Origin of the sequence: Peribacillus sp. TH14 (assembly GCF_016651145.1) — a bacterium.
Classification (GTDB): Bacteria; Bacillota; Bacilli; order Bacillales; family DSM-1321; genus Peribacillus; species Peribacillus butanolivorans.
In genome coordinates this window covers 717,961-731,627 of sequence record NZ_JAEKEK010000001.1, presented here as the reverse complement: position 1 = coordinate 731,627, position 13,667 = coordinate 717,961, and the positions used below count along the sequence as shown (strand labels likewise).

The window sequence follows — 13,667 nt, the reverse complement described above, 5'->3', positions numbered from 1 at the left end:
ATAGTAGAGACCGAATGCTGTGCACGAAACAAAGTGTCTGCCATTCGGTCTTTTTTCTCCTGAAATTGCCGATACTGGTTATCCCGATCCATTACTATAACGGCAGTACTGTAATTCGGATGAGAAAGTATGTTCTATTTATGTTAAAATAAAAGTAAATTGATGTTAGGAACCGAGGTGATTTCAGTGAGCAGTGTGAAGTTCATTCATGCGGCCGATCTACATTTGGATAGTCCTTTTTCCGGATTGAAGGATATGCCGCCATCTTTATTAAAGGAAATAAGAGAAAGTCCTTTTAAGGCCTTTCAAAAAATGATTAATGAGGCAATTTTCCATCAGGTTGACTTTATTGTGTTATCGGGTGATTTATTTGATGGGGAAAATCGAAGTCTTCGGACACAGGTCCGCTTTCGAAGCGAAATGGAAAAACTTCAGCAACACCAGATTCCAGCCTTTATCATTCATGGAAATCATGATCATCTCAGCGGATCATGGGTCACGGTTGAGCTTCCGGGAAATGTTCACGTTTTTTCGGGGCAAACCGAAGTGAAATTATTTCAAAAAAGCGATGGAACGTCTGTCCACCTTTATGGATTTAGTTATCCACGGCGTCATGTAACAGAGCGAATGATCGAAACATACATAAAAGCTGAAGGGGCAGATTACCATATCGGTCTACTTCATGGCAATTTAGAAGGAAATTCTGAGCATAGCCCATATGCCCCTTTTTCGCTAAAGGAACTTTGTGCCAAAGATTTTGATTACTGGGCATTAGGCCATATTCATAAGCATCAGGTTGTATCAGAAAATCCGCTTGTAATTTACCCAGGGAATATTCAAGGTAGAAATCGTAAGGAGTCTGGCGTAAAAGGCTGCCTACTAGTCGAACTGGACGGTGACACTAAGCGACATTCCTTTATCGAAACCTCCGGGGTGATATGGGAAAGTGAAACAATAAAAATTTCTGCAGATTCAAATTTTGATGCTCTGTATAAGGTATGCAAGGATATTCTTGAGAAAAAGCGCTTTGATGGTAGATGCTATCTTTTAGAGATAAAGTTGGACATTGTAGGTTCAGTAAACTATTATGGTGAAATTCTTGAAGAATTGACCAGGATTTTACAGGATGAGGAGCAAGGTGAGTCGTTTGTTTGGCTGTATAGAATCAAAATCATTCAGCCTATATCCGTGGTAAGTTCGAGAGAAAAAATAACGCCGTTTGTGGCTGAAATATCAATGCTTGCTTCTGAATTTGAGGATATTGAGACTGCCCTGTCACCGCTTTATAAGCAGCCAGGAGCAAGAAGATTCCTTGATTCCTTAGAGGCAGAAGAGCAGCAGGAGCTTATGGATGAAGCAGAAAGATGGCTTTTGCAGGTTTTTGAATCAAAAGGATATTTATAAAAAGGAGGAAAATGGTTTGATAATTAAAGACCTCCATGTTTATGGTTATGGCAAACTGGAAAATCAACGTTTTCCAGAAATGAAACAGCTGCAAATCTTCTTTGGAGAAAATGAATCGGGCAAATCCACAATTATGTCTTTCATTCATAGTATTCTTTTTGGGTTTCCAACAAAAGTTCAAAATGAACCGCGTTACGAGCCTAAAATGCATGCCAAATATGGCGGGAGACTCACTCTCATCACAAAAAAGGACGGGGAAATCTTTATTGAACGGGTGAAGGGAAAAGCCACCGGTGATGTGAAAGTGACTTTCGAAAACGGGAGGGTTGGAGGCGAGCAAGAACTGAATGATATTCTCCATGGAGTTGATAAAAACTATTACCAAGCCATTTTTTCTTTCGACCTTCAGGGTCTGCAGGGATTACATACACTCAGTGAAGGAACCATGAGTAAATATTTGCTTTCAGCCGGGCTGATTGGGAACGATAAACTTCTCGAGGCAGAAACGAAGCTGCAAAAAGAATTGGATCTCAGGTTCAAGCCATCAGGTCATAAACCTCTACTAAATGTCAGATTAAAAGAACTCAGAGAAGTTCAAAAAAAGGTGAAAGCGGCAGAAGATGAACAAAAGTCATATACGGCTTTACTGCTGGAAGAAACAAAACTTACAGGTGAACTTTCTGAAATCACGGACCAGATCCAAGAGATAGAGGTAAGCCATGTTAACTCGAGTGCTTTTTTACGAATTAAACCGTTGCTTGAGGAACGGGAAGAAATTGAATCAAGACACAGTAAGATTAAGGATGTCAGTTTTCCTGTTGATGGTTTAAAAAGGTTTGAACAGTTACAAGCAGTTGGGATGCCAATTAATGCCCAACTAGCCGCCTTGACTGAGAAGGTAGAGCAACTTGAACAAAATCTAGTACAAATCGAGATCAACCCGTTTATCAGGGATCATAAAGAACGGATCGAACATGCAATCGACCAAGGGTCATTGCTGGATAAGCTTGAGTTGGACATGCGCAAAGCGGAACATGAAAGGCTGATGGAAGAAAAGAATATTGAAAAGGTAAAGCAGGAATTATTCTGGGATGTTTCTGATGAAGAAATCAGGAAACTCGATATCAGTACATTCAATAAGGAAAAGGTAAAAAAAGCAGAGAGGGAGAAGCATCGTCTGCAAAATGATAAAAGACAGCTCGATGAAAAATATGGATTGCAAAAAGGGAATCTAGAAACGACGGAAGCACGCTTGAAGGAGATAAAGCAACAGCTATTGACAGAAGAAAAAAGAAACAAGCTGGAGTCTTTATATAACAAGCAGAATAGTACCGGTTCTGAAGAAGCTAAAATCCTGCTTCTTGATGAGCAAATTTTGGAGCTTGAAAAACAATTAAAATTACAGAAGAAGAAGGAGGAGAATAATCGCAAACGTTCGCTGCTCATAAATGGCAGTTTAATAGGACTTTTTTGTTTGGGTGCAATAGGAAGTTTTTTCAGTGACCAGATATTAGTAGGAAGTATACTTCTGACAGCGGCCGTTTTGTTTGCAGTTTCTAGGTCTTTATTCAAGGGAGATGATATATTGTCCGGGTTTACCCGTCAACTTGATGAAGCGAAAAGGAAAAGGGCTGTATTTGAGAGTGAGGCAAAAACTAACAGAGAGATTGAAGGAGAGTCGATGGGGCAACTGCTGGAACAAGATTACCGTCTTCAAAGGCAGCTCGAAAATGAACGGTTTAAATATGAAGAGCGAGAGGAAGCCTTCGAAACGACTATCCAGGAATACGCCGCCTGGGAAGCAAGCAGGGACCGACTAAATAAAGAGGTGAGCACCATCATTAATGGCTGGGGGATGCCTTATTCCGGAGTGGAAATCAATCTTGAATCCGTATTTGAATTGCTTGAGAAGTGGAAGGAAGCCGTTGAAAGGAAACATGAAAAAATCAGACAATATCAATTTTTAGATTCAGAGTTTGAAGGTAAATCGGAGGCTTTATTTCAATTTGCTCTAGGGAGTGGTCTGGAGCCCTCCACTTGGAGGGACGCAATCAGCCTTTTGAAACGAGAAATAAACAATACGATGGAAAAAAACGTTCAACTTACACAATGGATGCAGGAACTGAGCCGTTTAACGAATGAAATAGAGCGGCTGTCGATAGAAAAAGACTATCTTGATGTGGAAAAGGAACAGCTTTTTGCCATAGCGCATGTTAAGGGTGAGGAAGAGTTTCGTCAAAACGCGGTCTTGTCTGAGGAGAAAGTCATGTTGCAAAAACAATATGATTTGCTAAACATTCAAATAGGGCAATCCCGAATGCAGTCTGAACTGATTCAAACTCTCTATAAACAGGGAATCAGCACATATACTCTTGAAAAATTGGAACAAAAGCGTAAGGATTTAGTAAAGGAAAAATCACTTTTATTGGAGAAGCGGTCCGATACGAAGCAAAGAATCAAACAGCTTGAGGCTTCAGGTATTTATGACGATTTACTTCATCATTTTTATGAAGAAAAAGCGGCTTTTAACGAGGAAGCGAAGGAATGGGCAAAATTTGCCATAGCCAAAAGCTTATTAAATAAAACCTTAGACCGATATAAACGAGAACGTCTCCCGAAGGTCATCGCTGAAGCAGAACAACATTTTGCCTTTTTAACAAATGGGCGCTATAGGAAGATAAACCTTGATCAGTCAGGTGATGGACTTTGGGTAGAGCGCAGTGATGGCTTGAGTTTCAGTGCTGAGGAGGTCAGCCGTGGAACAGCAGAGCAAATTTATGTTTCCTTAAGGCTCGCGCTTGCTGATCATACTTTTGAGGATGATTCATTCCCACTCATCATTGATGATAGTTTTGTTAATTTTGACGGGGTAAGAACAAAACGGATGCTTGAATTATTGAAGAAGGTGTCGGAAAAGCGGCAAATTTTCTTTTTTACATGTCACCAACATGTATTGGAACATTTCACAGAAAATCAAGTAATTCGGCTATCTAAGCAAGTTTTGCATCAAAATGAGAAGGATATAATTATTTCTGAAATATAATTCGATGATTAACTGTAGAGAAGAATCATGATGGCTAACAAACTCATTCATATTCAATGCCTTCACTCTCTTTATTAGTAATTTAAATTTTAAAGGAGTTTCCTGATAAACGGTGTGTTGGGGGGAAGTATTCTGCAGAAGAACATACAATCACTTTATATAATAGAGATATCGAAATTCAGTGCGAAGGTGTCCTAGGCTCGCTTGAAAGACTTGAGGAGTATACCTGGATTATCTTCACACATGAGCTAGGTCACGCGTTAGATCCGAATCTTGCTATGCTGAGTGAGGAGTTATCCTGTACGAAAAATCCAGATATCCTTTATCAAATAGAAGTCAATGCATGGAATATTGCCGAGGAACTAATTCCTTTTATCGATCAGGATTTGTTCTTCCTAATTAGAAATGAATCATTGGTTTATTGCACAAACCGCCTGCTTGTTGGTTGAAAAAAACCCTCTCCCAATATAGGAGAGGTTTTTTGTTTTTTCTTGATTTTACCTATAAATGAAGAAGGGTCATCTATCCTTACTGAAAAGCCCGCATTTATTTCAAGTGGTGGCAGAATTAACATGCTTGCATACTAAGTTCCCGCCTAGTAGAGCTGATACAGGTAGCTGTGCCATGTAACAAGAAGTTGATGGTGGACTATTTAACCGATATGGCAATGCCTTAAATTAAACGATGTAGCTTGTGTGTTATTTCAGCAAATTACCTTTGTCTGAATAATGGACTCAGTTTTTTCATTTTTGATTGGATGATATTAATGTTAACTAAGGATTCTTCATATATTTAATCGAAGGATAACTTTATTAAAGGATAATTATTTTTGTATTCATAAAGAAGAACAGAAACTATGTTTTTTTGTTTTTATCTTTTTTAAAATTGACATTGATAATCATTTTCATTAAACTGATATTATTAGACTAATAAGGGGAGTATTTTAATGCGACCAGCTATTAACACACAGTCTTTATCGCTCGGTTATGGTGAAAAATTAATTATAAATGAAATGAATATAGAAATACCTCATGGGGAGATCACCGTATTCATTGGTGCAAATGGATGTGGGAAATCAACGCTTCTTCGTTCGGTTGCCCGCTTGTTAAAGCCTCAATCCGGTTCAGTTTTACTTGAGGGAAAAGCTATTTCTTCCATGTCATCGAAGGATGTAGCAAGGAAGATGGCGATTCTTCCACAATCGCCTATTGCCCCTGAAGGACTTACGGTCTATCAACTTGTTAAACAAGGAAGATATCCATATCAAAGCTGGTTGAAGCAGTGGAGCTCTTTGGATGAGGAAAAAGTTCAAAAGGCAATTGAAGCAACGAACCTAACAGAATTGAAGGATCAGGCGGTCGATGAATTATCAGGAGGTCAGAAGCAAAGGGCCTGGATAGCGATGACCCTAGCGCAGGATACGGACATCATTTTATTGGATGAACCGACTACATATCTTGATATGGCACATCAAATCGACATTTTGGACTTATTATTCGATTTGAATGAATCTGAGAATCGAACAATTGTGATGGTGCTTCATGATTTGAATCTGGCTTGCCGCTATGCGGATAATCTGGTGGCTCTTAAAGATGGAGCGATATATGATCAGGGACGGCCAGAGGATATAATCACTCCTGAAATGGTTCATCAAGTATTCGGAATGAAGTGTAAAATTTCGTTTGATCCGATTTTTGGCAGCCCAATGTGTATCCCGTTTGGAAAGGGGCGTTATGCCCAAAGTCAGGTAAAAGCGCTGGCAAATGCATAAACTTTCTTCTTCTATAGAAAAAGAGCTGCAAACGTATCGGATTTCCCTCAAAGATGAAGCTCAAGTTTCCAAGTCGTTTGATCATATTGATGGGCTGCTTCAGTATGCACAAGCCCGGACTGGAGCGGAAACGACAAGAGTTGCAGCCTCAATGTGGTTCAGACGTTATGCCTTTTTTGTTACGGCACAATTGTACATGATCAGCAAGCATCGGCTTACTTGGAATGGTACACTTCAGGACATGGGTGTCTTGGATAATCCCGAAGATAAAAATTGGCTGCCAAACTTTTGGCTGAAAAATAACAGTTGGAGAGATGTTTCGGAAAAGGATAGCCCTTTAGCACTCAAATCCATATTAAGCAGGTTTGGTGCGGAAGCTATTCTTCCACTTTCTAAAGCTACTAAAATATCAAAACTTGTACTCTGGGAGAACATTTGGGGCTATACGGTATGGATGTATGCCGAGTTACTGAAACAGCCAGATATAAAAACACGAGTTGAAACGGACATTGAAAGGCTGCTTGAAGATGAGATTTGGATGAATATAGAAAGGCATTCACCATTTAAACGATTCATTGGAGAAAAAACCATTCCTGAGTCCATGAATCCTTATAAACGAGTGACATGCTGTTTATATTACCAGATTGACGGTCAGGAAAAATGCTCATACTGTCCGAATAAGAACTGTTGAATAGATAATCATAAGAAAACCAGGCTTTGACTTCGAGCCTGGTTTTCTTATGGGATGAAAAGTTTCATCTGTCCAGTCTTTTTCTTTCGGGTTGTCTATCACTTATTATAGAAACTAAACGCACTAATCGGGTTGATATGTTATAATGTTGATATTTAATTGAACGGAGGCAGTCGCATGGGAAATGGGATTATTCACTATGGAATTGGTGAAGTAGTAGATATATATATGTATATTAAAACGAGTACAAAGGCGGTTGCGAGTAATGGAAAGCCGTTTTTGACACTGATTTTGTCTGATAAAACTGGGGAGATTGAGGCTAAGTTATGGGATGTCTCCGAGACTGATGAGAAAACATACAGTGCAGAAGCTACGGTGAAAGTTCAGGGGGAAGTCCAGAATTATCGAGGACGAAGCCAATTGAAGATCCGTAATATTAGACTTACTGCGGATGCTGATGGCATCACAAAAGCGGATTTGATTCAAACGGCACCTTTAAGTCAGGATGAAATGATGGAAACGATTACTCAATTCATTTTCGAAATGAGGAACCCAAATATCCAAAGGGTGACCAGACACCTTATCAAAAAATATCAGAATGAATTCTTGACGTTTCCTGCTGCTACTAAGAACCACCATGAGTATATGTCAGGACTCGCATATCACGTTGTGTCGATGCTGGGATTAGCTAAAGCCATTTCAAGCCTATATCCTTCGCTCGATAAGGATCTTCTTTATGCAGGGGTCATTCTACATGACCTTGGAAAGGTACATGAACTATCTGGACCTGTGTCGACTGTATATACGGTTGAAGGTAACCTTCTAGGCCATATCACCATCATGGTAAATGAAGTCGGTAAAGCTGCAGAGGAATTAGGGATCGATGCAGAAGAAATCATGATCCTCAAGCACTTAATATTAAGTCACCATGGTAAAGCTGAATGGGGCAGTCCTAAACCACCAATGGTAAGGGAAGCAGAAGTACTTCATTATATAGATAACATGGATGCCAAAATAAATATGATGGACCGGGCATTGGAAAAAGTAAAACCGGGTGAATTTACGGAAAGAGTCTTTGCACTCGATAATCGTTCATTCTATAAACCAACATTTTAATGAAATATGTTTCTTTCTCAATCGAGAAAGAAGCATATTTTTTTTGTTTCTGCATATTCTCTAGTAAATGACTAGGAGACTTATTTGGGAGGGAAAAGGACATGCCAATATGGATCTGGTTTGTGTTTATTGGAATCATCGTTAGTGCAGTCATGTCAATATGGACAGCTAGGCAAGAACGCCTTATAGATGATGCTTGGATTGAGAAGGAAGGTCAGAAGTATATTGAAAGGATGGAAGAGGAAAGAGAGAGGCGTAAAAAGGATATAAACCAGGGAGCCTAGCCTGAAATAAAAAAAGCGACAGGACATAGTCCTGTCGCTTTTACTATTTAAAATTACTTTTCTTCTTTAGTTGTGCCACCAGATGTAATAGCATCTTTTAAATCTTTATCATTAATCTTCACGTCTGCTTTTTTAACCTCTGCATCCAGAATATCTTGAACTTTAGTTTGGTCAATTTGAGCGACCTTCAAATCATATTCAAGATCTTTTTTCATATCTTTGTATGGTTTCTTTTCTTTTGTATCAAGCAGTTGGATAATGTGGTAGCCGTAATCAGATTTAATCGGTGCGCTGATTTCGTCTTTCTTCATTTTGTAGGCTGCTTCTTCAAATGCAGGAACCATTTCACCTTTACCGAACCAGCCTAGCTCTCCACCTTTATCTTTTGTGCCTGTGTCAGTAGAATACTCTTTAGCAAGTTTAGCAAAGTCTTCGCCTTTATCCAATTTTGCTTTAACTTCGTCTGCTGTTTTTTTGTCTTTTACAAGGATATGCCTAGCTTTGATTTGTGGTTTATAGTCTTCATAAGCTTTTTTTACTTCAGCTTCTTTCACGGTAATATCCGCGATGGCTGCTTTCTCTTGAAGCATGCCGATTTTTAGTGCACGTTTAAGATCATCTTCGCTCTTATATCCGGAAGAGGCTAGAGCTGTTTCGAAATTCTCACCCATTTGCTCTTTAAGCTCGTCCGTTTTAGCTTTAACTTCTTTATCCGTTACGGTATATTTTTCAGAAAGAACTTTTTCATAAACAAGTTCTTGAAGAACTGTATCACCATAACGGTCCTTCATGACATTGTAAAACTCTTCTTTAGATATATCTCCTGCTTTAGTTTCTACGACTGCTTCCTTGTCGCTGTTGCATGCTGTAAGTCCGATCAATCCTGCTGTAACAGCAATCGATAATGCCCATTTCTTCATTAAAAAACAACTCCTAGTTTTAAGTTTCTTGTTTGCTCTTCTTAGTATTTCCACAGAATTAACTATAACATATTCTGGTTACTTTACAAAAAATAATATATTGATGTATGAATAAGAATTTTACGAAAATTGGGTAAATACCTAACCGGATAATAAACCTTAACATATGATAAATCGAGGACAACAAAGGAGGTAGGAAAATGGGTAATGGATTTAACGGAGGTTTCGCTTTGTTAGTAGTGTTATTCATTTTATTAATAATTGTAGGGGCAGCCTTTTGCTAATTATACTCAAAATTAATAATGGAAAGAGCCCACTCCTTTTGCAATGGAGTTGAATAGGATAGGGTAGCCGCTCAACAAGAAATGAATAAAATGCTTATCAAGCTAATGAAAGGAATGATTCCTTTTAGCGGATATAAGAGTGTGCATGAAATTGCTATTACTTAAGAATGGAAAGGAGGAAGATCAATGTCTGGAGGAATAGGTGGAGGCTTTGCTCTAATTGTCGTTCTTTTCATCCTGTTAGTCATAATTGGAGCTTCTTGGTTATAAACTCATAAACAAAAAGGCGAAGCTGCTCGCTTCGCCCTTTTCTTTATGTGGATAATGCCCCGGGTATCATCAATGTATGTAACAAATGATAATCAACATTTGTTGCTCATCTCTACGTATACAAAATTTCAATATAGGAGGATAATAACATAATAGTAATTAATACATTAATGGTCCTGAATACTTTAGGCTGCCGGTCTTCAGCAATTTCCTTTTGAATACATAAAGAATTTGTCATTCTATTAATATTATAAAGAATCAGTATAGCAAAAATAATAAACCAGAACGAGATCAAAACCTAAAATCCCTCCTTACAAAACATCATGTATAAATACGATACCAAATTATAATGAAAAAAGATACCTAAAAATCTGTCAGTCATCTTTTTGAATAAAAAGACAATCAATTACTTTTGGATGAGGATGTCGTATCCTTCTCCATGTTCTTCAATAAAGGAATGCCCTGGCGAACCAACTAGATTTTTTATATAAATGAAATCCGATACACATAATCCGGTGTGCAGGGAAAATAAAATAGTGAAATAATGGATGTAATGTGGATAACTAAGGGCACACCCAATTAATATGACAGACATAATTAAAAAGGGTAGCACTAGCGTCAAGAGATATAGGTGCTTTCGAATGGGGTAATGCACATTTATTTTGCATGTGAGCACGAGTCTCCACTTCAAAGACCAGGATGTTTTCACTTTTTTACATAGTAATCGTAGAGGTAAATAGTGTAATAGTTTGTGAACAGGATATAATAAGAGCAATAGGCTAAAAAATACCATTGTTTGATCGTCATACAAAACGACATGAGTTGAAAAGACACTTAATAATGTATAGATCATAACAAAAGACATCAATATAGTAAAAACTGAAAAAATAATTAAACGGCAACTCCCATATTGTTTTGTTACGTCTATTGTTTTCCACGAATTCATTTTGAAATCAGCCCTCCATAGACCGTTGAATTTACTTACATACATTACGATGAATGAGTTGAAAAAGCAATAGAATTTTTGGATTTAGTTTGAAGATAAAAAACAGTGCAGAATGAAGAAGGCTACAATAAGATAAAATCGAGTTCTAAATGAAGAATAAGGTGGATTTTGGGCGGAATAATGGTTTGGAGTCTTTATGCTAAATAATGATTGATTGGGGATTAATAATGTATGGGAAATATAAATGAAGAAATAGAAATACTCCGTTTTCATCAGCAACTATTATTAAACCTTATACGTAATCCGGAGGCAAAGTTAGACTTTCTTTTTGTGGAAAAAAATTTCACGAAGAAGGAAGCGGAAGAGTTGTTGGAGACATGTGATATATTGAGCAAACGCTATGAAATAGAAAAAGCGGAAGGGTACATGAACTTTCGACCGCTTTTTATTCAATTTGAAAAAAGGTTGAATCCTAAAATAACCATAAAAGAATGTATTAACGCATGCCTCTCACAAGGTTTATATGTATCATTCATGAAGGAAATGAATAGAGTGTGAGATTAAATTAAACTGGCTCAGTTTCTTTCTCTATCTTTTTTTTTGTGATTTTGCCTTCAACGTCAGTAAACTCCTGATCAATGTTATCGAATGACCGTTCAAAGATTTGCATGAAATCTTCCCCGTATATGTTACGAATGACAGCCATCATTTCAATCATATCCGGAAACTTACCATAAAGTTCACGAAGTGGAAGTGCACCTGAGAAAGCTGAGTTTTTACTTGGGTCATATGACTCCATTAACTCAAGTAGAACTCTTTCACCTTCTGGAGTTATCTCAATATACGTATTTCTTTTGTCATTCTCTTTCTTGGAGAATGTTAAAAATCCACGTTCCTCTAATTTTTTTGAAAAGTTAAATGCTGTTGAAACATGCATGACCCCAAATTTTGCAACGTCTGAAATGGAAGAGCCATTAAGATGATAAGCAATCCAAAGAATATGGTGCTCATTGATGTTTAAATCATAGGGCTTAATCCATTGCTGCCAATCTTTTTCAATCGATTTCCATAATGCTTTGCTTAATTGTGCAATTCGTTGACTAAAAATCATTGCTTCTTTCATAGAATAATTTTTATTCTGCATTTTATGGGCTCACCTACTTATCAGATTCTGTATATTTATTATGACAATAAAATAAAAATTAATAAAGATAATATTTGCAAAATTTTTAGAAAATTTAAGGTTTTTTAATAGATTCTCCATTTTTCTCTAATAAACTATGCAAATTATTGGGAAAAATGGAGAATCAGCCTTGTATGATGGTGTTAACTTTTAGTTTTTAGGAGAAGGTAATGCTGTTTCTAATTCTTTCAGAGAATCTTCAATTTCTTGAACATTCTTCAATAATTCCGTTTTATTTGGTTCAATTTCCTGCTTCCAGTTCTCAATGACCACCTGAACATCTGAAATGAAGGTTTTCACCGTTTCTTTGCTGATTTGTGTAGCTTCCATTGTGTCATCTTTAATATTTAACAATTTTGCCTTTAACTCATCAATGACTGCCTTAATTTCTTCCGTGTTTGTTTTGATGCGAGTCCGTAAGTCTTTACCAGAACTTGGTGCAGAAAGTAAGGTTGCTGCTCCCGCTACAACTGTTCCAGTTAAAAAGCCAATTAGTAATGATTTTGCTTTCATTAGGATCACCTCATTTTATAATATTGATTTCGCTTTACATGGTCTAAATCCCTGCTGGAAAAACATCAATTGGAAATTAAGTTATATAGGGATATAAATACTATTGATAACAAAATACCATAATTTTCATCCTTAGGGAAGAGTCTCTACCATTTTATCTTTATATCACAAAAATATTTTTTTAAACTTAGATATTAAATATATAATATTTAAAAATAACTTGAAAATTAATCTATAAATGCTTCATATAAAGAAAAGAACGGCATATAGATAGTAAAAAACTAGCTGTCGGATCATTGATGGCATTGGTGGGTAATAATGAAATTTATATTTTTATTAGGCCTAATATGCCTGTGTGGAATGGGGTATTTTCTAAGGAAAGCAAAAAATCCTGGTATCTATCCTCCTAAGAGGGTGCATCAAACTAGAGCGTTCGCTTTGGGCCTACCTGGGGTCTTTCTGCTTTTTATTTGGTTTATGTGGGTATTGATTCATTAAGCCTCAGAGGATTTGTTTTAATGTCAGAGATAAGTCTAGATGCTGACTAAATCCCAGATTCATAAGGAGAAAAAAAAGCACCGGTCATTCCGGTGCTTTTTTAAGTATGATATTCCTGCTGTTTAAGCATGAGCGGGTATATTTGATTTTTTTACAATGCCGTTCACAATTGGATAAATGATAACCATCGCAACTGTATTTAGCAGTACGGCAGGAAGGACAACAGCTCCGAATAGTGCAACGAAAGGCCCTGGTAGGGAGACGATATAATAAGCCGAACCAAGGAAGGCAGCGCCGGAAATAATTGTTCCTACGGCAGTCAATATACTTACGGTGACAACGGATGTTGAAAACTTCTTAAGACTGATAAATAAAAGATAAAACAGAAAAGCTGTTACCAACTTGTCTATGATATTTGGAATTTGTCCTCCGGGGAATGTTGTTGTCATGGCAGAGATAGCTCCAGCAGCCAAGGCTACAATGAATACATTCTTTTTCTCGGGAAACAGTGCAATCGCCAAAAACATCATCAACAGCATCATGTCCGGTTTCATTCCTAGGAAGAATCCTGGAACAATAAAATGCAAAGCAGCCCCAATCCCGATTAAAAGGGATATTGACACAAGAGTTTTCGTTTTCATTTACTCATCTCTCCTATTCTCATCTCAACTAAAATCTTTTCTTCAACAATGCACTACTGCTTGTTGCAAGAAGTTTAAAATAGTATATCATAAGACCTATTTT

General features: G+C 37.3%; 16 protein-coding genes. 10 read left to right on the top strand and 6 right to left on the bottom strand.

The window, feature by feature from the left end; genetic code table 11:
• Positions 1 to 186 precede the first annotated feature (186 nt).
• The 7 genes from JFU50_RS03690 to JFU50_RS03660 all read left to right on the top strand — a co-directional run bounded on the left by JFU50_RS03690 (position 187) and on the right by JFU50_RS03660 (position 8,309).
• A complete protein-coding gene (locus JFU50_RS03690; RefSeq protein WP_201221725.1) occupies positions 187 to 1,404 on the top strand; it encodes a metallophosphoesterase family protein in 1,218 nt (405 codons plus the stop codon).
• A complete protein-coding gene (locus JFU50_RS03685) occupies positions 1,352 to 4,447 on the top strand; it encodes an ATP-binding protein (RefSeq protein ID WP_201221723.1) in 3,096 nt (1,031 codons plus the stop codon). The genes JFU50_RS03690 and JFU50_RS03685 overlap by 53 nt, the downstream gene beginning before the upstream one ends.
• A gap of 278 nt (positions 4,448 to 4,725) precedes the next feature.
• On the top strand, positions 4,726 to 4,896 hold the full coding sequence (locus tag JFU50_RS30585; RefSeq protein WP_242489022.1) for a hypothetical protein: 171 nt from the start codon (positions 4,726 to 4,728) through the stop codon (positions 4,894 to 4,896).
• A gap of 497 nt (positions 4,897 to 5,393) precedes the next feature.
• Positions 5,394 to 6,218, top strand: coding sequence for an ABC transporter ATP-binding protein (locus JFU50_RS03675; RefSeq protein WP_201221721.1), 825 nt, complete (start codon positions 5,394 to 5,396; stop codon positions 6,216 to 6,218).
• On the top strand, positions 6,211 to 6,909 hold the full coding sequence (locus JFU50_RS03670; protein ID WP_053344912.1) for a (2Fe-2S)-binding protein: 699 nt from the start codon (positions 6,211 to 6,213) through the stop codon (positions 6,907 to 6,909). Before JFU50_RS03675 ends, JFU50_RS03670 begins: the two co-directional genes overlap by 8 nt.
• A gap of 177 nt (positions 6,910 to 7,086) precedes the next feature.
• Positions 7,087 to 8,025 (top strand): 3'-5' exoribonuclease YhaM, encoded by a 939-nt coding sequence (gene yhaM, locus JFU50_RS03665; protein WP_201181969.1) that lies wholly within the window; start codon positions 7,087 to 7,089, stop codon positions 8,023 to 8,025.
• A gap of 101 nt (positions 8,026 to 8,126) precedes the next feature.
• Positions 8,127 to 8,309, top strand: coding sequence for a sporulation YhaL family protein (locus JFU50_RS03660; protein ID WP_053344914.1), 183 nt, complete (start codon positions 8,127 to 8,129; stop codon positions 8,307 to 8,309).
• Positions 8,310 to 8,362: 53 nt separating this feature from the next.
• On the opposite strand, the gene JFU50_RS03655 is transcribed toward JFU50_RS03660, so the two are convergent.
• Positions 8,363 to 9,229, bottom strand: coding sequence for a peptidylprolyl isomerase (locus tag JFU50_RS03655; RefSeq protein ID WP_201221719.1), 867 nt, complete (start codon positions 9,227 to 9,229; stop codon positions 8,363 to 8,365).
• Positions 9,230 to 9,429: 200 nt separating this feature from the next.
• On the opposite strand from JFU50_RS03655, the gene JFU50_RS03650 reads away from it, so the two are divergent.
• A complete protein-coding gene (locus JFU50_RS03650; protein WP_083450669.1) occupies positions 9,430 to 9,513 on the top strand; it encodes a YjcZ family sporulation protein in 84 nt (27 codons plus the stop codon).
• 186 nt (positions 9,514 to 9,699) lie between these two features.
• Positions 9,700 to 9,783 (top strand): YjcZ family sporulation protein, encoded by an 84-nt coding sequence (locus JFU50_RS03645; RefSeq protein ID WP_034314699.1) that lies wholly within the window; start codon positions 9,700 to 9,702, stop codon positions 9,781 to 9,783.
• Between the two features lie 112 nt (positions 9,784 to 9,895).
• On the opposite strand, the gene JFU50_RS30580 is transcribed toward JFU50_RS03645, so the two are convergent.
• Entirely contained in the window at positions 9,896 to 10,078 is a 183-nt protein-coding gene (locus JFU50_RS30580; protein WP_034314696.1) for a hypothetical protein, read from the bottom strand.
• 111 nt (positions 10,079 to 10,189) lie between these two features.
• Positions 10,190 to 10,576 (bottom strand): DUF3267 domain-containing protein, encoded by a 387-nt coding sequence (locus JFU50_RS31905; RefSeq protein WP_223305572.1) that lies wholly within the window; start codon positions 10,574 to 10,576, stop codon positions 10,190 to 10,192.
• A 384-nt stretch (positions 10,577 to 10,960) separates the two neighbouring features.
• On the opposite strand from JFU50_RS31905, the gene JFU50_RS03635 reads away from it, so the two are divergent.
• A complete protein-coding gene (locus JFU50_RS03635) occupies positions 10,961 to 11,287 on the top strand; it encodes a DUF1878 family protein (RefSeq protein ID WP_201181962.1) in 327 nt (108 codons plus the stop codon).
• Positions 11,288 to 11,294: 7 nt separating this feature from the next.
• Here JFU50_RS03635 and JFU50_RS03630 read toward each other — a convergent pair whose 3' ends face one another.
• From JFU50_RS03630 to JFU50_RS03620, 3 genes are all read right to left on the bottom strand, one after another.
• Entirely contained in the window at positions 11,295 to 11,873 is a 579-nt protein-coding gene (locus JFU50_RS03630; RefSeq protein WP_053344917.1) for an HTH-type transcriptional regulator Hpr, read from the bottom strand.
• A 189-nt stretch (positions 11,874 to 12,062) separates the two neighbouring features.
• Positions 12,063 to 12,425, bottom strand: a complete 363-nt coding sequence (locus JFU50_RS03625) for a YtxH domain-containing protein (protein WP_201221717.1) — start codon at positions 12,423 to 12,425, stop codon at positions 12,063 to 12,065.
• Between the two features lie 620 nt (positions 12,426 to 13,045).
• On the bottom strand, positions 13,046 to 13,564 hold the full coding sequence (locus tag JFU50_RS03620; RefSeq protein ID WP_098174919.1) for a tryptophan transporter: 519 nt from the start codon (positions 13,562 to 13,564) through the stop codon (positions 13,046 to 13,048).
• Positions 13,565 to 13,667: the final 103 nt, after the last annotated feature.